The sequence below is a fragment of the Lacunimicrobium album genome (assembly GCF_052161635.1).
Classification (GTDB): domain Bacteria; phylum Planctomycetota; class Planctomycetia; order Planctomycetales; family Planctomycetaceae; genus SXPC01.
On the sequence record NZ_CP197413.1, the window covers coordinates 2,206,710 to 2,232,543 of the forward strand.

24 protein-coding genes are annotated in these 25,834 nt (G+C 55.0%); 13 read left to right on the top strand and 11 right to left on the bottom strand.

What is annotated here, in order from left to right:
- Positions 1–6 precede the first annotated feature (6 nt).
- The 9 genes from coxB to SH248x_RS08765 all read right to left on the bottom strand — a co-directional run bounded on the left by coxB (position 7) and on the right by SH248x_RS08765 (position 11,473).
- Positions 7–1,074, bottom strand: a complete 1,068-nt coding sequence (gene coxB, locus SH248x_RS08725; RefSeq protein ID WP_459558144.1) for a cytochrome c oxidase subunit II — start codon at positions 1,072–1,074, stop codon at positions 7–9.
- Positions 1,075–1,156: 82 nt separating this feature from the next.
- A complete protein-coding gene (locus SH248x_RS08730; RefSeq protein WP_459558145.1) occupies positions 1,157–2,050 on the bottom strand; it encodes an SCO family protein in 894 nt (297 codons plus the stop codon).
- A gap of 43 nt (positions 2,051–2,093) precedes the next feature.
- A complete protein-coding gene (locus tag SH248x_RS08735) occupies positions 2,094–2,384 on the bottom strand; it encodes a hypothetical protein (RefSeq protein ID WP_459558146.1) in 291 nt (96 codons plus the stop codon).
- A gap of 92 nt (positions 2,385–2,476) precedes the next feature.
- Positions 2,477–3,709, bottom strand: a complete 1,233-nt coding sequence (locus SH248x_RS08740) for a quinol:cytochrome C oxidoreductase (protein ID WP_459558147.1) — start codon at positions 3,707–3,709, stop codon at positions 2,477–2,479.
- Between the two features lie 75 nt (positions 3,710–3,784).
- Entirely contained in the window at positions 3,785–5,119 is a 1,335-nt protein-coding gene (locus SH248x_RS08745) for a quinol:electron acceptor oxidoreductase subunit ActD (RefSeq protein ID WP_459558148.1), read from the bottom strand.
- Between the two features lie 65 nt (positions 5,120–5,184).
- A complete protein-coding gene (nrfD, locus tag SH248x_RS08750) occupies positions 5,185–6,588 on the bottom strand; it encodes an NrfD/PsrC family molybdoenzyme membrane anchor subunit (protein WP_459558149.1) in 1,404 nt (467 codons plus the stop codon).
- A gap of 140 nt (positions 6,589–6,728) precedes the next feature.
- Positions 6,729–10,028 (bottom strand): Fe-S-cluster-containing hydrogenase, encoded by a 3,300-nt coding sequence (locus SH248x_RS08755; protein WP_459558150.1) that lies wholly within the window; start codon positions 10,026–10,028, stop codon positions 6,729–6,731.
- A 121-nt stretch (positions 10,029–10,149) separates the two neighbouring features.
- Positions 10,150–10,845 carry a cytochrome c3 family protein gene (locus tag SH248x_RS08760; RefSeq protein ID WP_459558151.1) on the bottom strand — a complete coding sequence of 232 codons (696 nt, stop codon included), beginning with the start codon at positions 10,843–10,845 and terminating at the stop codon, positions 10,150–10,152.
- Between the two features lie 232 nt (positions 10,846–11,077).
- The gene (locus tag SH248x_RS08765; RefSeq protein WP_459558152.1) at positions 11,078–11,473 is read right to left on the bottom strand and encodes a response regulator transcription factor; all 396 of its coding nucleotides are present in this window, start codon (positions 11,471–11,473) and stop codon (positions 11,078–11,080) included.
- A gap of 257 nt (positions 11,474–11,730) precedes the next feature.
- Between SH248x_RS08765 and SH248x_RS08770 the strand changes: the two genes are divergently transcribed.
- Together SH248x_RS08770 and SH248x_RS08775 are read left to right on the top strand one after the other, a co-directional pair.
- On the top strand, positions 11,731–13,833 hold the full coding sequence (locus tag SH248x_RS08770; RefSeq protein WP_459558153.1) for a hypothetical protein: 2,103 nt from the start codon (positions 11,731–11,733) through the stop codon (positions 13,831–13,833).
- A gap of 449 nt (positions 13,834–14,282) precedes the next feature.
- On the top strand, positions 14,283–15,020 hold the full coding sequence (locus SH248x_RS08775) for a hypothetical protein (RefSeq protein WP_459558154.1): 738 nt from the start codon (positions 14,283–14,285) through the stop codon (positions 15,018–15,020).
- 55 nt (positions 15,021–15,075) lie between these two features.
- On the opposite strand, the gene SH248x_RS08780 is transcribed toward SH248x_RS08775, so the two are convergent.
- Positions 15,076–15,384 (bottom strand): hypothetical protein, encoded by a 309-nt coding sequence (locus tag SH248x_RS08780; protein WP_459558155.1) that lies wholly within the window; start codon positions 15,382–15,384, stop codon positions 15,076–15,078.
- Between the two features lie 124 nt (positions 15,385–15,508).
- Here SH248x_RS08780 and SH248x_RS08785 point away from each other — a divergent pair, with 124 nt between their 5' ends.
- Both SH248x_RS08785 and SH248x_RS08790 read left to right on the top strand, forming a co-directional pair.
- Positions 15,509–16,897 carry an alkaline phosphatase family protein gene (locus SH248x_RS08785; protein WP_459558156.1) on the top strand — a complete coding sequence of 463 codons (1,389 nt, stop codon included), beginning with the start codon at positions 15,509–15,511 and terminating at the stop codon, positions 16,895–16,897.
- 222 nt (positions 16,898–17,119) lie between these two features.
- Entirely contained in the window at positions 17,120–17,491 is a 372-nt protein-coding gene (locus SH248x_RS08790; RefSeq protein WP_459558157.1) for a YciI family protein, read from the top strand.
- A 99-nt stretch (positions 17,492–17,590) separates the two neighbouring features.
- Here the strand turns inward: SH248x_RS08790 and SH248x_RS08795 are convergent, their stop codons facing one another.
- Positions 17,591–18,898, bottom strand: a complete 1,308-nt coding sequence (locus SH248x_RS08795; RefSeq protein WP_459558158.1) for a PepSY domain-containing protein — start codon at positions 18,896–18,898, stop codon at positions 17,591–17,593.
- Positions 18,899–19,209: 311 nt separating this feature from the next.
- On the opposite strand from SH248x_RS08795, the gene SH248x_RS08800 reads away from it, so the two are divergent.
- The 9 genes from SH248x_RS08800 to SH248x_RS08840 all read left to right on the top strand — a co-directional run bounded on the left by SH248x_RS08800 (position 19,210) and on the right by SH248x_RS08840 (position 25,813).
- Complete coding sequence (locus SH248x_RS08800; protein WP_459558159.1) at positions 19,210–19,935, top strand: SDR family oxidoreductase; 726 nt, start codon at positions 19,210–19,212, stop codon at positions 19,933–19,935.
- A 161-nt stretch (positions 19,936–20,096) separates the two neighbouring features.
- On the top strand, positions 20,097–20,441 hold the full coding sequence (locus SH248x_RS08805; protein ID WP_459558160.1) for a histidine triad nucleotide-binding protein: 345 nt from the start codon (positions 20,097–20,099) through the stop codon (positions 20,439–20,441).
- A 128-nt stretch (positions 20,442–20,569) separates the two neighbouring features.
- The gene (locus SH248x_RS08810) at positions 20,570–22,045 is read left to right on the top strand and encodes an MATE family efflux transporter (RefSeq protein WP_459558161.1); all 1,476 of its coding nucleotides are present in this window, start codon (positions 20,570–20,572) and stop codon (positions 22,043–22,045) included.
- Between the two features lie 278 nt (positions 22,046–22,323).
- Positions 22,324–22,563 (top strand): addiction module protein, encoded by a 240-nt coding sequence (locus SH248x_RS08815; RefSeq protein ID WP_459558162.1) that lies wholly within the window; start codon positions 22,324–22,326, stop codon positions 22,561–22,563.
- Entirely contained in the window at positions 22,556–22,855 is a 300-nt protein-coding gene (locus SH248x_RS08820; protein WP_459558163.1) for a type II toxin-antitoxin system RelE/ParE family toxin, read from the top strand. The genes SH248x_RS08815 and SH248x_RS08820 overlap by 8 nt, the downstream gene beginning before the upstream one ends.
- Positions 22,856–22,942: 87 nt before the next feature.
- Complete coding sequence (locus SH248x_RS08825; RefSeq protein WP_459558164.1) at positions 22,943–23,167, top strand: addiction module protein; 225 nt, start codon at positions 22,943–22,945, stop codon at positions 23,165–23,167.
- A 35-nt stretch (positions 23,168–23,202) separates the two neighbouring features.
- Positions 23,203–23,454, top strand: a complete 252-nt coding sequence (locus SH248x_RS08830) for a hypothetical protein (protein WP_459558165.1) — start codon at positions 23,203–23,205, stop codon at positions 23,452–23,454.
- Between the two features lie 88 nt (positions 23,455–23,542).
- Entirely contained in the window at positions 23,543–25,354 is a 1,812-nt protein-coding gene (gene dnaX, locus SH248x_RS08835; protein WP_459558166.1) for a DnaX/STICHEL family protein, read from the top strand.
- 114 nt (positions 25,355–25,468) lie between these two features.
- Positions 25,469–25,813, top strand: a complete 345-nt coding sequence (locus SH248x_RS08840) for a YbaB/EbfC family nucleoid-associated protein (RefSeq protein ID WP_459558167.1) — start codon at positions 25,469–25,471, stop codon at positions 25,811–25,813.
- Positions 25,814–25,834: the final 21 nt, after the last annotated feature.

Genomic DNA, 25,834 nt, shown 5'->3' on the forward strand with positions numbered 1-25,834 from the left:
AAAGGCCTATTTGTCGAGGCTCTTGATGAATGCGATGATCGCATCGATCTCAGGATCTTTCATCTGCCCCTGGTAAGAAGGCATGTTGCCATACCCTGTTCGACGTTTGGCATTGGGAGCCAAGATTGATTCGCGAACGTAGTTGTCATCTGCTTTCACAGAACCGTCTTGAAGCTGGATTTCTTCACCGGTCTTCAAGGCATGTGACAGCGGCAGCCATGGCGGTCCGCCGTTGGCAATTCGCTGATCAGTCAGAGAGTGACATGCTGAGCAACCCTTGGTCTTGTAAAGTTCTGCACCTGCTTTGACAGGATCGAACTTGCCATCCGTCATGAAGTTCTTGTTACGAGTAATATCAGAGGCATAGACCAGCCACTGAGGAAAGTCCATATTCAGCAGGGCATCTTCATTGCCATTAGGATCTGGCTGAGTCGGGTGAACGACGCATTTGGTGATCATCATCGAGTGCTCACGACCGCAATACTCGGTACAGAACAGGTGTTGCTGACCGGGCTTGAGCGCCTTGAACCACAGATAAGTGTAACGACCAGGAACAACATCCATTTTGACTCGCATCGTCGGAATATACAGCGAGTGTAGAACGTCGTCTGATCGCATCGTCAACCGGACGTTGGTATCCACAGGAACGTGAAGTTCGTTCGTCGAAGTCCCGTCCGGATACTGGAATGTCCAGCTCCATTTCTTCGCGATCACTTTGATGTCGTAACAATCAGCAGGCGGGGTTCGCATGTCAACAAAACCAGCAAACCCGCGGGCAAACATGATGACAAGCAGAAAGGAGGGGACGACCGTCCAGAAGATTTCCAGCGGTGTATTGTGAGTCGGAGAACTCATCATCTTGTCATTCGGAGTCCGTCTCCGATAGACAACCATAAAGTAAACCATCAGCCCGCAGACGAGCACGAAAAAGAAAATACACACCCACATGATGAAATTGAACGCACCGTCCACGGCAGGCCCGAACGTCGAGTTCGATTCCGGGAACATGTTCCAGTTCGCCCACTTGGGGACGAGTTCATCGTTGGCAAGGAGAGTCAGCAGTGTCGTTGTCATTCGCTTAACCTGATGATTTCAAACCCGTGTCGGGTCACCCGAGTTGATGGAATCGCTTGATATCAATGGGAATTATTTGTTTTCAGCCGGCTGGTCGACTGGCCGGTTCAGACAGGAATGGCACGGAAGCCGTTCGCTGGGTTTGTCGCTTCTTTTCCGCCAGTTTCACAAGTCGGTGGCAGTAATAAGTCAAACCGACAATCGCCAGAACGAACAGGATGGCACCGACTCTTAGGACGATCCAGGCCTCAGCGGTGTAAACGCCAGCCTTCTCGTCGAAGTAAAAACAGCTCATGACGAAATCGAACGCACCAGCTTTGTCGTCTGACGCAATCTCGCCCTTGGCTGCCAGCTCAATCCAGTCCTGAAGATCCAGCACCGGGAAATCAACACCGTAAACGTATCGTGAGATGTGTCCATCTGGCGTACAGAGAACAATCACAGCCGGGTGGGCGTATGCACTCTTCTGGCCAACATATTCGTACTGAATGCCCAAGGCATCCGCGAGACGCTTGATCCCGGTCGATTTGCCAGTCAGAAAATTCCAAGAATCAGGGCTCTTGGCGTGAGCGTCCATCTGCATGTATTTCTGCTTGGTGGTCATCGACTGCTCAGGAGTTTCATTAGGATCGAAACTGACACTGACAACAATGAACTCATCGCCTGCATGCCATTTCATCTGATCGATGACATTAGCCAGTCCGCCCAGCTGTGTGTCACACAGCGTCGGGCAGGTGGAGTAATTCATAGACACGATGACCGGACGACCAGCCTTGAAGAAGTCTTTCAGCCGGACGACCTGACCTTTCTCGTCGATGAACCCCTGGTCCATCGGCAAGAACTCACCCTTCATTTCCGTCACACCGACTTTCGGCATCGGGCGGGCATACTCTGTCGCCGCATCGGCGCACACCATCTGCGGCATTTGCACAAGGCAAATGAACATCAGACAGGTTGTGAGCAGCATGCGAAACATTTTCGGTCCTGTGGCACAGACATTCCTGTCTGTGTGAATTGATTTATTTCTTGGAATACTGAGCGACTGTCATCGACATCGCTTTCTCGATCGGAATCGCGACCTTCGACTTGTCGTCGCTCAGCCAGGCGTACTTCTCGAGGTTCTCTTTCTGATTGGCAATGATCGCGTTGGAGGTCGCGATCGGTGTATCGACTTCCTTGCGTTGGAACTCAGACTGATAGTAATCGTGGTACATCACCTGAACGGCGATGATAATGATGAACGTCAGGATCGAGGACACGATCCCCGTCACCGTGATCATCGACATATCAAGATCATCATACTTGGCCATGGCCGATACCTGCAGTGGAAGATTGTAGACGTGTGACAAAATGTCTTGTTTAAGTCATTGGGAACACAGGCTTTAACCTGTTGACACCCCGCTTAGATGTCGTGGAAAGCGATCGATTCGTCCAGTCGCGGGTCTTTGATCGCCACCAGCGGAGTACCGCCAGCCTGCCACATCACCCCAGCAAAGACAAAGGCAACCATTCCAACCAGAACCAGAACTTCCGTGATCCCGAACGGGATGAAATCAGGTGACATGTTCGGCATGATCTGCCAGTAAAGATCCAGCCAGTGCATCACAAGCATGTAACAGCACCAGAAGATCATCAGATTCGCATTCCGCTTGACCGCACGAGACATCATCCCAAGGAACGGAATCGCAAAGTGACCAAAGATCAGAACATAGGCTAAAAAGCCCCAGCCCCCTTTTTCACGAATCAGGAACCAGCCGGTTTCTTCCGGAATGTTCGCATACCAGTAGAGCAGATACTGGGAGAACGCGTTGTAACCCCAGAAACAGGTCGCAAAGAACATGACCTTGCTGAGGTTATGACGGTGTTCAACCGTGACAACATTGGGGGACAGTTTACCAGTCTTCAGCAGAATCAGAACGATCAGGTTCGTCAGTGATGAAAACCCGACCAGGCAGCCCGCGAAGAAGTACACCCCGAAGATCGTACTGAACCAGACCTTATCCAGAGAGACAATCCAGTCGAAGGCGGCAAAGGTCGCAGTCGTTGCAAACAGGAAAATGCACAGCGCCCCCCAGCCTTCCATCTGATTGGTGATCTTCGGATCGCCGGTGACGTCCTGACGGGTTGATTTCTTGAAAATCAGACGGGTCATCCCCACCCAGACCAGGAAGTAGAAGACCGCCCGCAGGGTGAACATTGTCGGGTTCATCCAACCACCGCGACGACCGACCAGATGGTCAGCTTCAACAACAGCAGGATCGTTCCAAGGCCACATGCCCGTGTAACCAGACCACACGACAGCCAGCAACGGCAGGAAGAGAATCGCACAGGGCAGGGCACCCAGTGAGACGACTTCCATGATCCGTCGCACGACCACGCTCCAGCCGACACGGATGACGAATTGCACCGCGATGAAGAAAAACGCCCCCAGACTGAACGTCAGGACGTAGCAGAAGTTGACCAGGTAGGTGAACAGAAAGTGTTGCCAGTTCACTGCCGAGAATGCCGACAGGAAGGCACTAGCCGCGATCGCGATTACGCCGACGATCAGTGCTGTTCGCTCTGGAGCTTCTCCCAGATCGTTGAAGTTACCAACGGTCTCTGCGTCCAGTTTCACAGGATGATGATGTGCCATGTGACGGTTTCTATCGATTTCAAACAGTGAGTTGTGTCGTCAGAAATTTCGTTCGCGAGGTTCGGTCCGCAGTCACTACGGAGCCTGCGTCAATTGAGCTTTGACGTCTGCCGGAACATCGTCCGGAGAGGCATCGCGGCTCTTCATCAAAGCTTTCAGGTACAGGACGATCGCCCAGCGATCCTTCTCGGGAATCTGCGAGGCATAGCCCGGCATACGTCCCTGGCCGTTGGTAACGGTATTGAACAGTTTTCCAACTGGCTGCATACGGATCGGATCGCTGTGATAAGAAACCGGTTTGACCCAGGCACCGCGACCATTACCGGTCAATTCCATCGCACGTTGAGTAATGAGTCCGTTTCCGTCCCCTTCGTAACCGTGGCAGGGAGCACAGTAGATGCCATAACGTTCCCGTCCGCGAGCCATCAGTTGCTCGTCGACTTCCAGAGGGAACTCTGTCACCCACGGGAAACTACCGTTGTTAACCGGCTCCCCATTAGCAGCGACGGCCCCACGCAGCAGCATCGCATCAGTGATTTCTGCAGAAGCAGCACCACCCTGGAGCCCATTGTAGAACGAGCGATCTGTCTTCAGTTCGCCATAAGCGACCGTATTGGCAATTGGCAGTCGCATTCCACGACCATCAACGAACAGCTCAGAGTGTTTTTGTGTCTTCAGCTTAGGCTGGTGATCCATATCCCATTGACCGTGCAGACGTGGCAGGTTCGAGGGAAGGGCACGCAGTTGAGCAACCATGACGACTGGAACGATCGCCAGCAGCCCGAGCATCGCCAGGGTCTTGAAGAAGATCGACGGAATAGCTCGCGTTTCACCGCTGTCCCAGCATTCTTCGATCAAGACTGGGTGCAGGCTGTTGAGCAGTGTCTTAGTTTGATCGACGTTGAACTTCGGATCGGTTGTTTCAATACCGAGGAAGAACTTGTCATCAGTGACTCTGCGGAAATTGTCGACCTTGAACAAGGCGTTATACAGCTGAGGCAGGCCGTTGAGTCCCAGCATGCCGAACAACGTCGCAAAAGCTGAGAAGAGGACCGACAACTCGAACACGACCGGCATGCTCGAAGGAAGACTGAAGAACGGCTTGCCCGAAATCATGAACGGATAATCGTAGGCGTTGCAGAACCACTGCATCGCGATCGCAGTCGTCCCACCACAGATGGCAGCACACAGCACGATGAACGGCAGCTTCGTCCGCTTGGTTCCCATGGCATCATCAATGCCGTGGACAGGGAACGGAGTGAAGCAGTCCCATTTCGTGAAGCCCGAATCGCGGATCTTTTCCGCAGCATGCATCAGTTCACGAGGGCCGGCAAACTCCGCCAGGACCGAAACAAGTTTCGGTTGAGCAGCAGGCGGTTTGGCCACTTCATCTGATTCAACGATCGCCATAGTCTTTATCCAGTGAATCTCGTATCGAGCTCTAATTCAAACAGGAACACTTCACGCACAACGAACTAGTGATGAGCTCCATCGCCATCACCTGGCATTGGCATCACACTCTTGATTTCCGCCATCGCAACGATCGGCATCAATCGCAGGAACAACAGGAACAGCGTGAAGAAGATTCCAAAGCTTCCAACCAGCATCATGATGTCGACCCAGGTCGGAACGAAGTAACCCCAGGAGGACGGCAGGTAGTCACGGCTCAGCGAGGTGATCGTAATGACGAAACGCTCGAACCACATTCCGATGTTCACGAAAATCGAGATGATGAAGATCGCGATCGGATTGGTGCGGATCGACTTGATCCAGAACAGTTGAGGGCTGATGACGTTACAGCTGATCATCGTCCAGTAAGCCCACCAGTAAGGACCGAAGGCACGGTTGTAGAACGCGAAACCTTCGTAAGGGTTACCGCCGTACCAGGCAATGTAGAACTCGATGCCGTAGGCATAACCGACCATCGTTCCGGTCAGCATGATGATCTTGCACATGTGCTCCAGGTGACGAACCGTGATCAGTTCCTGCAGGCCAAAGATCGCCCGGACAGGAATCATCAGCGTCAGCACCATCGCGAAACCGGAGAAAATCGCACCCGCGACGAAGTAGGGAGGAAAGATCGTCGTGTGCCATCCAGGAACCTGAGAGACAGCAAAGTCGAAGGACACGATCGTGTGCACCGAAAGAACCAGAGGCGTTGCCATCGCAGCCAGCAGCAGGTAAGCACGCTCATAGCGGTGCCAGCCACGGGCAGACCCGGTCCAACCCAGAGACAGGACACTGAAGACAACTTGTCGAACCCGGCTCTTGGCACGGTCACGGAAAGTCGCGAAGTCGGGGATCATCCCCATGTACCAGAAGAGCAGAGAGGTCGTCGCATAAGTCGAAACCGCGAACACGTCCCACAGCAGCGGACTGCGGAACTGAGGCCACATCAGCATCGTGTTCGGGTAAGGGAACAGGAAGTAGACGAACCAGATACGACCAATGTGAATCCCCGGGAAAATACCAGCACAAACGACCGCAAAGATCGTCATCGCCTCCGCAGCCCGGTTAATACTCGTCCGCCAGTTCTGACGGAACAGGAAGAGAATCGCGGAGATCAGCGTACCGGCGTGACCAATACCGACCCAGAACACGAAGTTCACAATCGGCCATGCCCAGAAGACCGGGTTCATGTTACCCCAGACGCCGACCCCTGTGAAAAACAGGTAGAAGACGCACGAGACAAACATACTGGCAAGCGCCATTGAAATAATCAGGAAGATCAGCCAGTACGTATTGACCTTCGGATCCTCAGCGATCCGGCAGATCTTCTCCGTCACAGAGTGGTACGTGTTATTTCCCAGGACAATCGGAAAGCGATGTCCTGGCGTCTCACGGACTTCGTCGTACGGAGTCAAAGTAGTAGTGGCCATTGGGTCTCGACTTCTTTACTGGTTCAGCCTCAAGCCATCGGCTCAAGGGGTGTCTCCAAACAGTATTCTTATTCTCTCAGGGATGCCGTCTTTCGACCGCATCCGGTAACTGCATTGAGCATCAATATCCGAAAACAGGCTTACTTGGCGGCTGCGTCATCGTGATCATGGTCGTGATCGTGACTGTGGTCATGATCATGGTCGTGGGCGTGATCTCCATCACCTTCGCCATGGCCGGCAGCATGTTCGCCGCCGTGGTGAGCCTGTGGTTGCAGGTAATAAGAGGCTTCCAGATCCGGATGAGGGTTCTTCACGCGAGCCATGTAACGGGTACGAGGCTTGACGTTGAGTTCCGACAGCATCGCGTAGGTACGTGGATTCGTGTGGTTCTTGTAGACCTGACTGCTGTGGTCTTTGATGTTCCCAAAGACGATCGCATCCGCTGGGCAGGCTTCCTGGCAGGCCGACTTGATCATGCCATCGGGAATCGCAGCCATGCGGTCTTCGTAAGTGACATCGCGACCAAGCTTGGCCAGATTGTTCTTCGCTGTGATCTTGCCGTTCTGAATCCGCTGAACGCAGTAAGTACACTTCTCCATGACCCCGCGGCTACGGACAGTGACTTCCGGATTGAAGACCAGTTGAACCAGCTGTTGTTCTGGCTGATACAGGTGCTTCGTGTACGACAGATAGTTGAAGCGTCGAACCTTGTACGGACAGTTGTTACCGCAGTAACGTGTTCCGATACAGCGGTTATACGCCATATCGTTGAGGCCTTCTTCGCTGTGAACAGTCGCCGCAACGGGGCAGACCTGCTCACAGGGAGCATTCTCACATTGCTGACAAGGCAGCGGTTGAGAGGCAATCGCGACCTGACCTTCATCGTTCCACAGTGCTTCGATCGGATCGGCATCGTTATCATGATCACCTTCGTGGTGAGCTGACTCTGAAGACGTCGTGAAGTAACGGTCGATTCGCAGCCAGTGCATCTCGCGGTTACGAGAGACCTGATCTTTACCGACGATCGGAATGTTGTTTTCCGACTGGCAGGCGACGACGCAGGCATTACAGCCCGTGCACTTCGCCAGATCGATCGACATCCCCCACTGATAAGGCTCGGTGTACTCGAATTCCTTCCACAGCGATTCCAGCGGCGGAACGTGAACGCGGTGAGTGGCAAAGTCATGGTGTTCTTCGTACTCGGTCAGCGTTCCTTCACGAACCAGAGCCCCCACTTGACCGGCGACCTGCTTCATACCAGCCGTATCAATCGCCCAGTGATCTTGAGTCTTGGCGATCAGATAGTTTTCGCTGGTCGCAGTGATCTTCAGACCAGTTGAGAAGGAAGACGCATCAGATGGACGGATCAGGTAGGCATTGAAACCAACCGGCTTGACCCCATCCAGGTCGCTACCACCAACGTGTCCCGCAGCAGTCCGACCATACCCGAGAGCCAGGCCGATCGAGTGAGTCGCTTGCCCTGGAACGATGGCAACCGCCACTTTCAACTTGCGATCACGCAGCGACAGTTCGACGATCTGACCATCCTTGACCTTGAACTCGCGAGCCGTCTTCGGACTGAAGATCGCGACGTTGTCCCAGGTCACCTTGGTGACGAATGCAGGAGCTTCCTGCAGCCAGCCGTTGTTGGCGAATCGGCCATCGTAAACGCTGTCCGACTCAGTGAAGACCAGCTCGAATTGATCAGCAGAATCGATGACTTCCGGAGCCCAGCTGGCCAGCGTCGTGGCAACATTCCCGGCGAGTGTCGCAGTGACTGCTTTCGAAGAATCAGCCACGAAGCCCTGATGAATCGCGTTCTTCAGGCCAGCGTCGTCCAGATTGTAGACACTGTTCATCGTTTCTTTAACGATATCGAAGCCATCCTTCGGAGCATCGTCGATCAGCATCGACAGCACTTCCAGATCACTCTTCCCCTGATGCAGCGGCATGATCTGCGGCTGCTGCAGACAGACGGTCCCGTCATAAGAGATCCCGTCGCCCCAGGCTTCCAGTGAGTGAGCCTGTGGCAAGTGCCAGTTCGAAGCCAGGGAGGTCTCGTCTTCATATTGAGACAGGTGAATCGAGAACTGAACCGTCTTCAGGGCACCAGCGAAATCGTAATCGACTGGCATATCGTAGACAGGGTTGCCGCCGAGGATGAACAGCTCTTTGATCGTCCCTTCTCGCATGGCTTTGACCAGCTGAGGCAGGGCATCGTCTTGCTTGGCAACGCTGATCAACGGCTCTTCGACGAAGTTGATCGTCTGACCAAAGTTCCCCAGCGTATTATTCAAAGCCGCGACGGCGACATGAACTTCTGGAGCATGTTGTGAACCCACAGCAACGACGCTCGTCCCCTTACTGGCGACGAGATCCTTGGCAATCGATGCCAGAAGTTTCTCTGTCGCATTGCCCGATGGCAGTTCAGCAGAGGCATTCCCGTTGAGTGACTCAACCAGGCCAGACAGAGTCTTAACCAGAGCAGGAATGCTGCTCGACATCACCGGCAGACGGTGGTCTGCTGCGATCCCGGTTTGAGAAAACTGGCTTTCAATCGCGTAAACGCGACTCATCTCGCCGTCTTCAGGAGCACGCTTGGTCGCCCAGCCCTTGGTCTGCTGAACATAACCAGGATGATGTCCCAAAAGGTCAGCATCAAAACAGACGATCGTCTTGGCTTTCGCAAGGTCGTAAGTCAGACGAACCGGCTGACCAAACGCTTGCTCAAGACCAATCACATCATTGGTCGAGGTCGTTGGCGAGTATTCAACCCAAGCTAGCTGTGGATACTTGGCTTGCAGGGCAGCTTTCAGTCGAGCGCGAGACGGCGAAGAACTGACATCCGCCAGAACCGCACAGCTCAGGCCCTGATTTTTACCAACGGCGATCTTCAGCTTGCCGACGAACTCTTCGAAATCACCCCAAGTCTTCGGGGTCGATGGGCTGACTTTGCCATCGCGGAATCGAAGCGTATTGGTGACGCTCGGGCTGTAAACCCGCAGCTGACGACCAGTCTGCGGATCGCGTGAAATACGGTCTGGATCGTACAGGTTCAGAATCGTCGCCTGGACGAAAGAGTCAGAACCAGTCGTGCCGAATGGGTGCAGCGGGTTGCCATCCAGCTTGATCGGGCGACCGTCCATCGACGTGACACGGATCGGCTGTGCATAACCGCCACGGTCCATCATCGAGAAATAGGTGACCGGCACGCCTGGGATGCGATCCTGAGGACGATTGACAAACGGTGCAATCTTCTCGTCTTCCCAGCGGCACCCAGCCACAGACGACAACGCGATCGAAGCACCCATCAACTGCAGCCACTGACGACGCGAAACATCCGTCGGGAATTCGGAAGCAGCCTGCGGGAACTCACGATGCAGGTGGTCGACAAACTCGGGCGTCTTCTCAAGCTCATCGAGACTTCGCCAGTACTTCATGTCCGATTCTCTCTTCTCGTCTGATATTTAACCCCGACAGATGTCGGAGGAAATGTGCGATGGGGCTGTCTTGCGTCTTGTAGGGTCCGCTGTGCGGACCGTCAATCAACTCACAATGGCATTATCGGTGACAGGTCGAGCAGTTCTGCTTCGGGTGAATCGCCAGCGAAGTCGCCAGAGCGGCTCCAATGGCATCCGCTTCCGGCTTGCCCTCAGGAGCGGCCCAGGCCAGATTCGTGACTTGATCAACAGGGCGAAGTCGCGGAGCAGGATCGCGGTGGCAGGTCAGGCAGAAACCCATCGACAACGTCTTCTTCTGTTCAACAACTTCCATCGTATCGACCCGGCCGTGACACTCGACGCAGCTCACGCCGCGGTTCACGTGGACGCTGTGATTGAAGTAAGCAAAGTCAGCCAGATCGTGAACCTTACGCCACGCATACTGCTGACCATTAGTAACAGCATCGCGAAGAGGCTGCAGCTTGGCAGAATCGGTGTGAACCGAAACCGCCGTCGGAGCAGCACCATCAGCTGACTTACCAGCGTGACAGTTCCAGCAGGTCCCCAGCGGTGGAATCGCAGCAAACGCTGCCTTGTCAACGGTCGTGTGACAGTACCGGCAATCCATCTTCAGCTTGCCCGCATGCAATGCGTGGCTGAATGGAATGGGTTGCTCAGGACGATAGCCGACATCGGTGGTTAACGGATGCACGGCGTACGCCAGCAACCCCGTCGCGTAGATCGCTCCCACTCCGATGACACCCGCCATCACTGGCAACAAGGTATTCACCCACGCAGGAAAGTGAAATCGACTCATTTCTTCTCTTTTCCGCTACATGATATTCTGAAAGAGATCGAAGAGACTTTGCCCTCGACCCTTTTTGCAGCCAATCAATTTCGGTTCGTTCTCGGAAACATCATGCCTTGACATCCCTGTCCAAACCGTCGTTGCGGGCGAATCCTAATACATCCACAACGGATTCGCGATGCGTCAAATTGACGCAAAGCTATTCCCAAATTGAGATCCAGTCTCCACTTACTTCTTCCAATTACTTTTTCTTGGCCTTGCCACCAGCCGGCTTCTCTTCCCCCAACGCCCTGGCAACAGCATCAAGAAGAATATCCATCGCAAACGGCTTGCGTAAATAATCAGAAACGCCCAGCATTTCCGCGTACGCCTTATGACGACCACCTTCATTTGCGGTAATCATAATCACCTTCGGCGGATTTTCGAGTGTCTTCAAATACTCAAGCACCGGAAAGCCTCCCATGCGAGGCATCATCATGTCGGTGATCACGAGATCCGGGTTCTCCCGCTCGATCAAAACCTGCCCATCATTCCCATTCGACGCAGCCTTCACCTGATAGCCCGCCGCCAGAAGCACACTCTGCAGTGTTTGTGAAATGTCCCGATCATCCTCAATCAGTACAATCTTCGCTGTCATCTCACACCGCCCTTTGATTATTTAGCCCCCGGCGAGTCGCCGAGGGGAATATCTCCCAATGGATCCTGCTGGCAGACTCATCTTCCACTGATTTGTAAATTCTGCTATTCCACGCCCCACTCTCAGGCCAGCAGGGCGTTGCAAACTCTCTGCTGCAGATGTGCAGGAAGACGATGACGCCTTCAATTTGCACATCACCAGGAGTTCACAGGTGCAATGGACTGCCCTCACTGTAACGTGCGACAGGGACGCAAGGAATGCAAGACAACCAATTTTCGAATCGCCCCAATACACATCGGCCCTCCTCACGCACACCTGAACACGCTCCTCAGTCTCATCTCGATGATGACCGTGATGACGATGGGCCCGTCGGTGCCTGGGATGAACTCTTCGACTTCCTGTTCTACGCCTACGACCGCGTGACCGACCTTCTCTACATGGCCTGGGACTACTGCGCGACCCGTCTCTCGCGCCTCTGGCGTTACTGGAAGACCGGTTTCTACCGCGTCTGGGATTTCTTCACCACCAAAGAGATCAGCGATCCCTATACGCGTTCCGAACACACCACCTACCGCCCGCGCCCCATTGAAGAACGCGAAGAAACCCCCGTCCTCCGACGCCAGCACTTCACCTCCACCGGCGAACCCATCAAACAAGCACAGTTCGCAAAGAAACCTCCGGCCAATTCCCAATTCCCAATTACGAATTACCAGGATGAAGACAACTTCGCACCCCGCATGCCGGTCATCCTGTGGTTCTGGAACCTCTGGTCGCGGACCGTCTGGCCACTCACAGTCACCACCGGCTCGGTGGCCATCGCCCTGACGATTTATCTGCTGATGGGGCTCCTGTTCTCGGAACAACCTCTCCGCAATCAGGCTCTCGCTGCTGTCGAAGAACCTGTTCGAGACTGGGCGCCCGAATCAAGCGCCCCCATGTGGCCAAAGCAGGAACTCCCCATCCCGGCTGACGATCCTTTTGAATGGTCACAGTTCCCGGTCACACCTGTCTCAGCGATTCAACCACCCTCCAATCTGCCGACAGGTCTGCCGAGAGCGAACCTGTCGATGCAGCGTTACTTCACGTCTTGGGTCCCGAATCTTCAATTGCCCCCCGACAACATTCTCCGCGTCGCAGGCAGAGGTTATTACCAGCCCGCTTTCCGATATACCTCGACGTCGATCTCGTCAAACAACGCCCCGTGGCGTCGACACATTCCTGTTTCCGCAGTGCCAAGTTCCCCCTGGATGGAAGACGTCGGCCCCTATTATCAAGCCGGACTACACTTCGTCGAAGTCCCCAGTCATTCCCATCATCAGGCCACCGCGCTGCTCGATGGCCACCTGCCATCCACCGCGATCATCTCCTTTGAACTCAAGAAATCACTCCCCAGTGAGCTCTCTTCAACAACCGATGCCACAATCAACTACCAGATCACCAACGTCGGAACTTCACCCCTCAATGAGATTCTGATCGACGAAGAACTCTGGCAGCCTGATCCCCTTCGTCCACAAGAGCCAACACTCCACGACGAAGCCGAGCACCGCGTCCATCAACTCCTCACCGGCGAAGTCACTGCCAGCCAGGCCGTCTTCCCCACGAAAAACCTCAAAGGCAAGATCCACGCCTACGCCTACGTGACCGCCTCTTCTCAAGTCGAATCCGTCACCCGCGTCGCTCAACACCAGGTCGACATGTGGATCACGTTCCCCATGGAAACTGCTGTCGGCAAACCGACCCAGGGAACAATCAACCTGAAGAACATCGGCCACACCACCTACCCCGGCGGCATGCTGACCATCGCCATCCCGATGGCCTTCCAGACTCAAACTAACTTCAATCCCGAACAACAGATCAACATCCTCGGCCCGGGCCAGAGTCAACAAATCAACTTCACCGTCAAACCCGCCTCTGCTGGCAACACACAGATCATCGCGACTCTGAACAAAGACAGCGAGCGAGCCTTGCAACGGTTCGCACCCGTCGTCGTCCTCGTCGGAAACAATCCCCTACCAGTTCAACCACAACCTGAGCCAACCCCCGAACCCAAACCACAGCCGATCCCACAAAAGCCAGTCACGACATCAAAACCTGTGACTCAACCCGAAGCCCCCTTCTTCGAGCCAGACCCGACTCCTCCCAAACCCAACAAACCCGAAGAGCCCCCCAAGCCCCCCATCGAAATTCCCAAAGAAAATCCCCCAGTTAAAAACAACTCGTCCCCCTCACCAACCTGCTGCCAGCCCTGCCAGGCCCGCACTCAACAACAATCCCCGCCACCAATTCAACAGCCCGTCTACTACCCGTACTACGAACCCTCGTACTACCCTGTAATCATGCCCGCGGGATATTACTACTAAAAGGCGAGCGGGGAGTGTGAACTCCCTGTCTTATCCGGCCCCCTTTTATCAACGCATTGAATACACCAAACCTCCGCCCCTCTCCGTCCTGAAGGGACGATTTCTACCAGCCCAGGGTGAAACCCTGGGTTTTCGTCCCAATCAAATTCTCCCGACCCTGTAAGGGTCGCTCACCGCAAGAACGACGATGAAACCACCCCTTCAGGGTGGACGTTCTCGCTCACTTCGAAACCCAGGATTTCATCCTGGGCTGACTGAAATCGTCCCTTCAGGACGAGGAAGGTCAAAGATGCGATAGAGATATTCCATGCTCAAAGGGATATCATGACTCCCCCTTCCTCTCCGCAATTCCCGAAGGAATTCACTTACCCACTACCACCTCCTCCAGAAGGTCTGTTAGAACAGACGTCGCTCGATTCAATCATGCGAAACTTCTCTGAGGACCGTTCGTGCCCAGCAATCTCTCCAATTCCGACCAGCCTCTGGTCGCTTCCTATCTCTCCATCCGACGGGCCATCGGCTTCAGTGGCCTGTTGCTCCCGATCCTTCTAGGCCCCATCGGCTATTTTGTCTTCGGCATCGAGATCCAGGACAACATGAGTTCCTATTACCACACGCCGCTGCGTGATGGCTTCGTCGGCATTCTGTGCGCCATCGGCATCTTCCTGTACTGCTACCGAGGATACGACTGGATCGAAAACTGGACCGCCAACCTCGGCTGTGTCTTCGCGTTATTTCTCGCCTTCTGCCCGCTGGATCAAAAAGCCGATCCTCTCCAGCAAACCTCACTCATTGGCTGGGCTCACGTCGCCTCGGGCGGCGCGTTCTTTCTGATCCTCGCCTTCTACTCGCTGCATCATTTCCCCAGTGCCCGACACGCCAATATCGAAGCCGAACCTCACGAGATTTTCCGAGACTTCACTTACAAAGCCAGCGGCACCGTGATTCTTCTCGCCCTGGTCAGCATGGGAATTTACCTTTTCTTCCTGCCCTCCTCAATCAAAGCCACCGCCGACAAATACAACGCCCTCTTCTGGCTCGAATGGATCGCGCTGTGGTCCTTCGCCGCCGCCTGGCTGATGAAGGGGCGCACCATCTTCACCGACATCGCGATCGACCTGCTGGCCTTCTCGCACGACCGCTTCCGCAACCGAAAATCGATCTCAACAGAAAAGACAACCGTGTAAAAAGTAGGGTGCTGGTGAGGCTCCGCGAACCGCACCGAAGATAATTGCTCATAAATTATGGAGCCTCGAAACTCCATTCACCTGATTCATCTTCTTTCAGTTGCTTAAATACCTCGTGAAAAAATTCGTTATTGAATTTTCGAAATTCGTGAACCTTCCTCTTCAAGCCTTTCACCTGGCTCAACTTGACTTCAGCTTCACGAATGCCAACACGATAAGCGTTACACACGATGTAAATCATTTTTATAACCGGTAGATCTTTCGACGCCACATAGTGCATCACCTCCTCCTCCTGCACACCCTTATCAATCAGCGACTTTACTTCCTCAACGATCAAGTCCAACTCAGGATTCGTAGAACTCATGCTTCCTGACTCCTCACAATTCGTCTCGCGCAATTCCAACTACCAATATCCTGGATAGCTTCTTGCATCTTACACATCTCTGCTCTCCCTTGCCCATCCCGCCTCTGATCGCGATGATCAGTTCATGACCAAACCCCTCCTGATTCTCAACGTCGTCGGCCTCACGTATGACATGCTGGGACCGAATACGCCCCATCTCAAACGTCTCGCGGACGAAGGCTTCGCGCGTCCCATGGGGACCGTTCTCCCCGCGGTCACCTGCACGGCTCAGTCGTCCATTCTGACCGGCACGATGCCCAGCCAGCACGGCGCTGTCGCGAATGGCTGGTACTTCCGTGACCAGGCAGAAGTCTGGCTGTGGCGTCAGTCGAATCACCTCGTCAAAGGCGAACGCATTTACGACGCCGCTCGAAAGCGAGACCCGAAATACACCACCGCGAAGATGTTCTGGTGGTACAACATGTACGCGAGCGTCGATTACTCGATGACGCCGCGCCCCAGCTACCCGGCGGATGGCCGCAAGGTAATGGACAGCTACAGCCACCCACCCAACCTGCGGGATCAACTGCAGTCTCGCTACGGCGTCTTCCCCCTCTTCAAGTTCTGGGGCCCGACCGCCAACATCGAAAGCAGCCGGTGGATCGCCGATGCCTCCGTCGACATGCTCAAGCAATACAAACCCTCGCTGACCCTCGTCTACCTGCCACACCTCGATTACAACCTTCAGCGTCTCGGCCCCAATGACCCCAGAGTCGCACAGGACATCCGCGAGGTCGATGCAGAAGCCGGCAAGCTGATCAACGTCGCAAAAGAGCAGGGGATGGAGATCATCGCCCTCTCCGAATACGCGATCACGGACGTCTCCCAGCCCGTCCACATCAACCGCATTCTCCGCGAACACGGCTACCTCACCGTCCGCCAAGAACCCCTCGGCTGGGAAACCCTCGACTGCGGAGCCTCCCGCGCCTTCGCCGTCGCCGACCACCAGTTCGCCCACGTCTATGTCCGACGCCCGGAAGACATTCAACCCGTCAAAGCATTGCTTTCCAAGTCATCTGGTATCGAAAGCGTCCTCGACCGCCACGAACAAAAATCTTTCGGCATCGACCACGAACGCTCCGGCGAACTCGTCGCCATCTCCGCCCCCGACGCCTGGTTCACCTACTACTTCTGGCTCGATGACCACCTCGCCCCCGACTACGCCCGCACCGTCGACATCCACCGCAAACCCGGCTACGACCCAGTCGAACTCTTTGTCGACCCCAAACTGAAACTCCCCAAGCTCCGCGTCGCCCGACGCCTCGCCCAAAAAATGCTCGGCTTCCGCTACTACATGGACGTCATCGGCCTCGACGCAACCATCGTCAAAGGCAGCCACGGCCGGCTACCAACCACCGACAAAGAGATGCAGGAAGCCCCCGTCTTCATCTCCTCCAACCGCAACATCGAACGAGATCAAATCCCGATGACGGCGGTGAAAGAGTTAGCCCTTCAATTGCAATTCGCTACATAGCTGTCCCTTCTCCCTTGAGGGGAGAAGGTGGCGTCGCTTCGACGACGGATGAGGGTGGGCGATAGGCAATCATTAGCCTTCATTTTCTAAACCAACTTGAGACAAAGCCTCCCCGGGCTTGAACCAACAAGTTTGCCATAATTCTTCTAACACTGTCGATTCATAACCCGCTGATTCGACTACTCAGAAAATCAGCTCTAATCTTTGACAGGACTCCTACTGATGAAATACATCCTCCTCTCCTACGCCCCGGAAAACGCCTGGCCTCCCGAAGATCACCTCCCCGCCATGCAGCGTTCCATCGAACTCTGCCACGACCTCGCATCCAAAGGCCAGTACATCCACGCCGCTCCCTTACAGCCGATCGACAAGACGATTCACGTCCGCGTCCGCGAAGGCCAGTCGTTCGTCAGCGACGGACCCTTCGCCGAAACCAAGGAGTTCCTCGCAGGCTTCTTCTTGATCGACGTCCCGACGCTCGAAGACGCGATCAAGATCGCTCAGTCTCTCCCCGGCTCCACCCGAGGCACCACCGAGATCCGCCCCCTCATCGACCTGTCGGACATGAATATGCCAAAGTCGAATTTCAGCTGAGTGCTGCCGAAGCAACACAAAAACAAAAGGCACCTCAAACCATCAGCTTGAGGTGCCTCTTTCATTTCATCTCTCCGCGAGCTCTGCGTTCCAGTCTCGCTACCCGATCATCGAGCTGTGCATCTCAAAACCGACCCACAACGCAACGGCAGTGCTGAAGATCAAACAGAGCGCTCCCACCAGCCGTGTCCGCTTGATCTGCCACCACATGACGATCCCGGAGATCCCCCAGAAGATCATTGTCAGCCCCATGATGTCGACAAACACCGCCCAGATCGACCGCGCGCTCATCTCGTCAGGATAACCATGGGCAACGTGTAGATTCAGCAGGAATCGTCGCAGCGACAGCGATGCCGCGAGCGCACTTTCCTTTTCACTGGCTTTCTCACCTCGGATCGAACCAGCCTTCGCATCGTAGGTTACTGTCCAGATTTCGTTCTTCGAGTCCTGAACTTGGAACTCTAACGCCGCCATCTGCACGCTCGCCACCTCCGCCCCTTGAAATCCTTGCTTCTCCATGAGCGTCGCTGCGGACTCCGTCAATTGCTGAATCGGCGACTGTGCCAACTCCACTCCCGAAGCTTTGGCGAATGGCGCATCACTTCCTTTGACAGCACTTCGCTCCGTTGATCGCCCTCCAGCTAACCCCTCTGGACGCGGTCCACCATCTGGACGAGTTGTCCCCTCACCATCGACTGGCGCTCCACCATCGCGTCCAGGGCGTCCTTCGCGACGTCCACTCGGCCGTCCTTCCCCCTCACCTTGACGTGTACCGCCTTCACCACGACCGCCCCCCGGACCCTCGCGACCTTGAGTTGGTAACGTACCCGCAACTGGTGGAACAGCGACTGGCGCTCTTCCACGACCTCGCAACTCCCGAATTGATCCCCCCGTCGCCGCTGCTTTCATCGACACCGAGTAAGTCTTCCCATCGGAACCTTTCATCGTCGCTGACAATCCCCCTCGCACCAGATGTGGCTTTTCACTTTCATCCAGAACATATTTCTCTTCACCCTGATTCATCTGCTCGAGAACAGCGGCCGCCATCTGAGCCGGAGTCAGCAACGACTCGATCGCTGTCCCTTTCATCTCCGAACGACCGAAGGCAATGTTGAGCGTATCCGCGAACCATGTCGGGTGATTGAACAACAGCCCGGTCACCCCATACAAAAACACCCAAGGCAATAACAACAGCCCCGCATAAAGGTGAGCCCGACGCGTCAGCTGAATCGCATCCCGAACCAGCGCACTGCGTTTCTTCAGCACGACCTTCGGCTTTAATTCCCCTGCAGGCCTCTTTGGAGCAACCTTCGTCTCAGCCAGAGTATCCGTGGCAGGAGCAGTTGAAACGGCCTTGCTTTCGAGCTCAGAATCAACTTTGGGGGGACGAGCAGGTATCGTCGTCATGAACATGTTCCCAGGAGAACGGGTAAGAAGAATCAAAAATCAACATCGCGAAAGAACGCCGACCAAAGCAACGCATCGAAGTCGCACAGCCGGATCGATTGACGCAAGGGAGCCGTCAATTCCTACGATCGCACTGGCTGGCATGATGCTGGCGGGCAGATAGCAGAATCTTCAAGACAAAAGTTGAGACAGGATCTCAACTTCAACAGCAGACTACCACTCCGGCTAGCATCTGATCAAGTTTCTTAAGACCATAAACACACGTTTTCTCCAACTTCGACAGACATCTCACTTACCCTTGATCGCAATAAATGAAACCCACTAGCGCCCTCATCACAGGTTCCGCCATCCGCCTCGGCAAACACATCGCCTTCGCACTCGCAGAGCAGGGGATCAACATTGCCGTCCATTACAATTCTTCGCGCGACGAAGCCGAGCAAACCGCTTCCGAACTCAAATCTCTCGGCGTCAAAGTCGCTCTCATCCAGGCCAACCTCTCCGATCCCGTCGCTGCTTCCCGTGAACTCTTCCAGCAGGCCAACAAACAGCTCGGCCCAGTCGATCTCCTCATCAACTCCGCTGCCATTTTCAACGCCTCTCACCTTCACGACCTGACCGAGGAGAATTTCGACAGCCACCTCACGATCAACCTCAAAGCCCCCACTTTCCTCTCCCAGGAATTCCAAAAACAACTCCCTCCCAACCACCAAGGCCATATCATCAACCTCCTCGACTGGCGTGCCCGCAAATCGGATCCCAACTACCTCGCCTATTCTCTCAGCAAAGCCGCTCTCTGGTCACTGACCGAGATTCTCGCTCTCGAACTCGCCCCGAATACCCGCGTCAACGCCCTCTCCCTTGGCCCCATGCTCGCACCCGAGCCCAAACCCGCCGACTACGAACAACGCATCCGCGAAAACGTCCCCCTCCAAACCCCCGGCTCCCCCGAAGACGTCACCCAAGCCATCCTCTTTCTCATCAACGCCCCCTACATCACCGGCACCATCCTCCCCATCACAGGCGGCGAGCATCTGTAGCCAAGCAATGCTTCTCACAGATCTTTTCTTTTGAGCAACAGTCACGCACAACGGACTTTTCCAGACACCGCCCGCCAAGGCTTGGGCCGCTGACTGGAAACAGATATCCTTTCATGCTCCGACAGATTCGATTCCCCACAGTGAACTCGCAGGACCCCAACATGCCCGAAAAAACCATCTTCAAAAAAATCATCGATAAAGAAATCCCCGCCAACGTCCTCTACGAAGACGACCTCTGCATCGCCTTCCCCGATATCTCTCCACAAGCCCCCGTCCACATTCTGATCATCCCGAAAGAGGAAATCATTTCCCTGGCCTATGCCGAAGAAAAACACAAGGAACTCCTCGGCCACTTGCTCCTCGTCACTAGTAAACTCGCCGAAGAACATGGCGTCAAAGACGGCTTCCGTACCGTCATGAACTCAGGAGCCAAAGCCGGACAGTCGGTCTTTCATCTCCACATCCACCTCCTCGGCGACCGCGAAATGAAATGGCCACCAGGCTAACGTGAACTCGAGAATCTCAATTCACGGACGTTGCTCAGGTGAAAACTCAACCTGAATCACGGTAAGGTGAGACTTCCAAAACCAGCAGAGCAGATCGACGAACAAAGATTTCCGAGTCATATGCCCCCATGGCAACCGATGTTTCCGTAAAACCTGACGAGTTGATCACGCTCCCGCCAGCCCTGCGAGCCTCGCCCGCGCGCGGCGTCTTCACACTCGCGCTTCCCATCCTGGGCGAACAACTCCTCGTCTTCATGATCGGCTTTTTCGACATCTGGCTCTCCGGCCAGGTCAGCCTCGAAGCGACCAATGCCCTCGGAGCCGCGTTATATGTCAGTTGGCTCGCCTCGTTGATGGTCGGAACCGTCGGCATCGGCGCCCACGCCATGGTCGCCAACCGCTGGGGCGCAGGACGTTTCCAAGATGCCCAACTTGTCGCCCGGCGTGCCATGATCTGGGCCGCCCTCGTCGGCATCACCTGCACGTTACTCGGCTATCTCCTCTCCGGCACGTACGCCTGGAGCATCGGCATGCGCGGCGACGATCTGACCATCACAACCCGCTACCTGCGACTCGCCAGCCTCTGCTTCGCCTTTCAGTCCATCACCCTTTGCGGCGCTGCCATCATGCGTGCCACCGGCAACATGAAAATCCCTCTTCTCGTTCAGGCAGGCATTTTCGTCCTTAACATGCCCGCATCCTACTGCCTCGTCTACGGCCTCGGCGGCATACCAGCACTCGGCGTCGATGGCATCGTCATCGGCACCGTCTTCGCCCAGGCTTGCGGCGGTATCGCGATGGCCTCCCTGCTCAATTTCGGTCCCACATCCATCACACGCGCAAGACACGTTCGCTCCGATGCCGACAACTCCCACACCGAATTCGGACCGATCCAACCCTTAACCGCCTACGAAAAAGTCGTCGACGGCCACGACGCCGATCACAAAAACATCAACCGCGACCTCCTCCGCTTAGGCCTCCCGGTCCTCGGCGAAGGCGTTTCCACCTGGTCAGGACACCTGATCTTTATCGGCCTGGTCAAAAGCCTCGGCTCCGCCACCTTCGCTGCACATATCATCGCGATGGAAGTCGAAGGCATTTCCTACCTTCTCGCCGTCGCCTGGGGACGCAGCGCAGCCACCCTCGTCGGCCAGTCCATCGGGGCAGGGCGACGCGACCTCGCTTCAAAGTTTGGCCTCTACGCCTGCCTCCAGGTCTGCGTCATCGCAGCCGTCACCAGCCTGATCTTCTACTTCGGGTCAGGCCAGATCTTCCACCTGATGCACAAATCCCCCGAAGTCTGGGATGTCGGCATCCCCGCAATGAAACTCCTCGCCGCCTACCAGTTTCAGTTGGGCGTCCTGATCGTCCTCAACCAGGCCGCACAAGGGGCAGGGGAGACACGGATCCCGTTCTTCTCCAGCCTGTTTGGCATCTACCTGATCCGCCTGCCAGTCGCGTATTTCCTCGGCATTCACCTGCAGATGGGCCTCATCGGCATTTGGCTCGGCATGGTCTGCGACATCACGATCCGCTGTCTCTTTATGATCTTTTACTGGATTTTCCGGATCAGCCGACGCGAGATTCACGCGAAACCCGCCTGATCCCCAGTGAACCGACTTGATTTTCACTTAAGAAACGGCATAATTCAGCTTGGCCAATTGCCACCCGCCGATCAATTCGGCTGTTCCAAGGGGTGAGAGGCTGTCTCCAAGCACGGTGGTGCCGTGCCAACCGGGTCAGGTCGTAACTGAAGCAGCCCTACGCTTCGGTGGCCAGGTGTGTGAGGAGGCAGCCTCCCGCCCCTTTTTGCTGCGCGGTCAGGTCTTGAAGTGTTGATTTGTAGTAAGTTAAGATGATCAGCAATCGATTGGAGATTGCAATGACAAAAAAAGAGATCTTCGAAGCAGTCCAGTCCCTCCAAGACCATGAGCAACTGGAACTCGCCCACTGGATTATTGAAGAGCAAGGAACACCGCCTTCGTTGGTCGCTGCCCCAAATGAAGCTGAACTGGCAGAGCTGGATCGAAGATGGCAGAACTATCTTGCTAACCCGTCAAGTGCAGTCGACGTGGATACGGTGATCGCCAACGCCAGGGAGTTGATCCGCAGGCATGAATAAACTTCGCCTTCTGGATGAAGCTCAGAATGAATTCGAAGAAGCTTTGTTTTTCTACCTTGAGAAGGACAAAAGTACGGCCAACCGATTTGTCACGGCATTCGAGCTGGCAACGACCAGGATTAGAACTTCTCCGCTATCCGGTTCGATCTATTCAGAAATCTATCGCTTCCAGAAGCTAAGAAGCTTTCCTTATCTCATCATCTATCGCGCCGACAACGATGTGTATCTGGCAGTGACAGTCAAACACACCAGCCGCGACGACAGCTACTGGCAATGGAGAGATGCTCGCTAAACCACCTGAGCAATTTCCGAAACGAACTCTGGCCAGATGCATCCTTGATCGTCAATTGAAATCGTTACTTGTTGTAAAGAGAGAATAATGACAAAAGAGCAAATTCTCCAAGCCACGAAATCACTATCCCAACAAGATCGAATCGATCTGGCCAGCCGGATCCTCGACGAAGCAGATCCAATTACACCCGATTCCGAGACGATCGCAGAACTGGAACGTCGATGGCAAGAACACCTTGCTGATCCATCGTCGGCAATCGATTCCGAACTGATCTTCAAAGAGGCGATGGAGAGGATCGACTTGGATGCCTAACCTCAGGTTTCGACCTCAGGCTCGAAGAGATCTTGATGAAGCCATTAAACTTCTACAAATCGATTAGAAAATCGCTGGCAAGAGAGTTCGTGACAGCCTCACGGAAAGCGGAAGCAAAAATCAAACGATCTGCCGATTCCCAATCGATTTATTCTGAACCTTATCGCTATGTCCGACTGGGAAAATTCCCGTATATTTTTATCTTTCGTCCCGACCAGTCCGACTACCTTGTCATCACCGTGAAACACACGAGCCGCGACGACAATTATTGGCTTTCTCGGGAGTAATGACGTTTCCACAATAGTTGGGTAATGTACGTTGCGACGTCAGCCATTATGATTGGCGCCGCACGATACATCCTGAAAATGAACGACCATGGAAACAACCACTCCCAACTCCGCCTACACCGTCCTCGCTCGTCGTTACCGACCGCAGCGTTTTGAAGACGTCATTGGCCAGCAACACATCGCCAAGGCCCTCAAGAACGCGATCGCCGCCGGCCGTGTCGCTCACGCGTACCTCTTCACCGGTGCCCGCGGGGTCGGCAAGACCTCCATGGCACGGATTCTCTGCAAGGCTCTCAACTGCCCGAACGCAGCCGACGGCGAGCCCTGCAATCAATGCGAAATCTGCCAGAGCATCTCGGCGGGTAAAGACGTCGACGTCCTCGAAATCGATGGCGCCTCCAATCGCGGGATCGACGATATCCGCAGCCTCCGCGCCAACGTCACCGTCAAATCGATGCGGACTCGCTTCAAGATGTACATCATCGACGAAGTCCACATGCTCACCAAGGAAGCCTTCAACGCCCTTCTCAAAACACTCGAAGAACCGCCCCCCAACGTCAAATTCATCTTCTGCACCACCGAGCCACACAAACTCCCCGATACCATCCTCTCGCGCTGCCAGCGGTTCGACTTCGCAGCCATGGCGAACGAACAGATCATCGACCGCCTCACGTCGATTACCGCCCAGGAAGGAATGAACGTCGATCCCGAAGCCATCGAACTCGTCGCGCGACGCGCCGGCGGCTCCATGCGGGATAGCCAGTCCCTGTTCGACCAGCTGCTCGCCTTCAGCAGCGATCGCATCACCACCGCCGACGTCAACCAGCTTCTCGGTACTGCCCCCGACGAACGCCTCCTTGACCTCTCCATCAACCTTCTCACCGGTCAGCGGAACCTCGTCCTCGCTGCACTGGAGTCCGCTTTCGCCGATGGCGTTCAGATCGGCAACCTGACCGACCAGATGATCGCCTTCTTCCGAGACCTGATGGTCCTCGCCAGCGGGGCAGACTCCGTCGCGCTCTCGAGTATCAGCGAAGGTCGACGCAGTCACATGCACGAACTGGCCCTCCGCTGGGGCCTCTCCCGCATCGTCTCCGCCATGCAGATCCTCGGCGACGCCAAGGGCAAAATGTCCCGCGCCAGCCAGTCACGCCCTTACCTGGAACTGGCCCTGATCCGCATCAGCCTCCTGGAAGACCTCCAAAGCATCGCGGGTCTGGCAAAACTGCTCTCCGATGGCAAATCAGACGGCTTAAAGGCTTTCATTTCATCCTTCAATGCGCACGTCGCAACCCTCCCTGCACCTGCTTCCCCAGCGATCACCGATCAAAAAAAAAGCACTGAACTAACCCCACCAGTGGTCGCTCAGCGCGCAACACCACCCCACGTCGTTCCTGTCTCTCCAAAACCACACCAGCCCAGCCCCGCCAACACGATCACCGCGCAACCTGATCCAGCGCCAGTAGTTACAAAAGAAGAAGCATCCAGCAAAAAGCCGCTCGACAGCTACGAGCCTCAGCACATTCTGACGCAATTGATTGCTCGATCAGACGACAAACTGAAAAGTCAGCTCAGAAGTCTTCACAGATGTGCAATTATTGGGCCAAATCAGTTGGATTTTTCGTTCAGTCGTCGTTACAATTTCACGAAGGACTACTTCGAGTCCAAGCCGGAGATCCTCAAACGACTCCAGCAGACCATCCTGGATATCACGGGCCATCAAACGCACATCACGTTTTCGCTCTTGAGTTCCAGCGAAGATCAACTGTTACAGGAGAGTCAGCAGAAACAGGCTCAGTTACACAATAAGGATCACATCGATCCCTTCGCCACCGAAGTCTTGGAAGCCTTCGGGGCTCGTGTAACAAACAAAGAGCCGATCAAGTCGCGACAAGTCTAACGAGGACGGGGAGTTCCCTCATCCGACCTCGAAGACTCGGCCATCTTCTCCCCGAGGGAGAAGGATCAGCCGAACGTCGCGAGGTTCAAAGAGGGGCCCTTTCAAGGAAGACCGATGTTTAAAGATCTCGCCAACATTGCCTCACTCATGAAAAATGCCCAGCAGCTGCAAGCCAAAATGGGCGACATGCAGCAGAAACTGGGAAGCATCCACGTCGAAGGAACCGCCGGTGGTGGCATGGTCACCATCACCGCCAGTGGCCACCAACAGATCGTCGGCTGTCGCATCGAGCCAGCCCTGCTGGAAAATCCCGATAAGGATCTGCTCGAAGAGCTCATCGTCACCGCGACCAATCAGGCTCTCGAAAAAGCCAAACTCGCAGCCGCTGAAAAGCTTCAGGAAGTCACCGGCAGCATGCCAGGACTCGGTGACATGATGTCCAAATTCGGCGGCGGCTGATCGTCATTCAGACATCACTGA

What these genes read in the sequence shown, in the direction of transcription:
- SH248x_RS08830 (WP_459558165.1), top strand. Translation starts at nt 23,203, where the DNA reads ATGAAGCCATTAAACTTCTACAAATCGATTAGAAAATCGCTGGCAAGA.
- SH248x_RS08785 (WP_459558156.1), top strand. Translation starts at nt 15,509, where the DNA reads ATGACCAAACCCCTCCTGATTCTCAACGTCGTCGGCCTCACGTATGAC.
- SH248x_RS08810 (WP_459558161.1), top strand. Translation starts at nt 20,570, where the DNA reads ATGGCAACCGATGTTTCCGTAAAACCTGACGAGTTGATCACGCTCCCG.
- coxB (WP_459558144.1), bottom strand. Translation starts at nt 1,074, where the DNA reads ATGACAACGACACTGCTGACTCTCCTTGCCAACGATGAACTCGTCCCC.
- dnaX (WP_459558166.1), top strand. Translation starts at nt 23,543, where the DNA reads ATGGAAACAACCACTCCCAACTCCGCCTACACCGTCCTCGCTCGTCGT.
- SH248x_RS08815 (WP_459558162.1), top strand. Translation starts at nt 22,324, where the DNA reads ATGACAAAAAAAGAGATCTTCGAAGCAGTCCAGTCCCTCCAAGACCAT.
- SH248x_RS08765 (WP_459558152.1), bottom strand. Translation starts at nt 11,473, where the DNA reads ATGACAGCGAAGATTGTACTGATTGAGGATGATCGGGACATTTCACAA.
- SH248x_RS08800 (WP_459558159.1), top strand. Translation starts at nt 19,210, where the DNA reads ATGAAACCCACTAGCGCCCTCATCACAGGTTCCGCCATCCGCCTCGGC.
- SH248x_RS08745 (WP_459558148.1), bottom strand. Translation starts at nt 5,119, where the DNA reads ATGGCGATCGTTGAATCAGATGAAGTGGCCAAACCGCCTGCTGCTCAA.
- SH248x_RS08795 (WP_459558158.1), bottom strand. Translation starts at nt 18,898, where the DNA reads ATGACGACGATACCTGCTCGTCCCCCCAAAGTTGATTCTGAGCTCGAA.
- SH248x_RS08740 (WP_459558147.1), bottom strand. Translation starts at nt 3,709, where the DNA reads ATGGCACATCATCATCCTGTGAAACTGGACGCAGAGACCGTTGGTAAC.
- SH248x_RS08780 (WP_459558155.1), bottom strand. Translation starts at nt 15,384, where the DNA reads ATGAGTTCTACGAATCCTGAGTTGGACTTGATCGTTGAGGAAGTAAAG.
- SH248x_RS08840 (WP_459558167.1), top strand. Translation starts at nt 25,469, where the DNA reads ATGTTTAAAGATCTCGCCAACATTGCCTCACTCATGAAAAATGCCCAG.
- SH248x_RS08825 (WP_459558164.1), top strand. Translation starts at nt 22,943, where the DNA reads ATGACAAAAGAGCAAATTCTCCAAGCCACGAAATCACTATCCCAACAA.
- nrfD (WP_459558149.1), bottom strand. Translation starts at nt 6,588, where the DNA reads ATGGCCACTACTACTTTGACTCCGTACGACGAAGTCCGTGAGACGCCA.
- SH248x_RS08770 (WP_459558153.1), top strand. Translation starts at nt 11,731, where the DNA reads ATGCAAGACAACCAATTTTCGAATCGCCCCAATACACATCGGCCCTCC.
- SH248x_RS08730 (WP_459558145.1), bottom strand. Translation starts at nt 2,050, where the DNA reads ATGTTTCGCATGCTGCTCACAACCTGTCTGATGTTCATTTGCCTTGTG.
- SH248x_RS08805 (WP_459558160.1), top strand. Translation starts at nt 20,097, where the DNA reads ATGCCCGAAAAAACCATCTTCAAAAAAATCATCGATAAAGAAATCCCC.
- SH248x_RS08755 (WP_459558150.1), bottom strand. Translation starts at nt 10,028, where the DNA reads ATGAAGTACTGGCGAAGTCTCGATGAGCTTGAGAAGACGCCCGAGTTT.
- SH248x_RS08820 (WP_459558163.1), top strand. Translation starts at nt 22,556, where the DNA reads ATGAATAAACTTCGCCTTCTGGATGAAGCTCAGAATGAATTCGAAGAA.
- SH248x_RS08735 (WP_459558146.1), bottom strand. Translation starts at nt 2,384, where the DNA reads ATGGCCAAGTATGATGATCTTGATATGTCGATGATCACGGTGACGGGG.
- SH248x_RS08760 (WP_459558151.1), bottom strand. Translation starts at nt 10,845, where the DNA reads ATGAGTCGATTTCACTTTCCTGCGTGGGTGAATACCTTGTTGCCAGTG.
- SH248x_RS08790 (WP_459558157.1), top strand. Translation starts at nt 17,120, where the DNA reads ATGAAATACATCCTCCTCTCCTACGCCCCGGAAAACGCCTGGCCTCCC.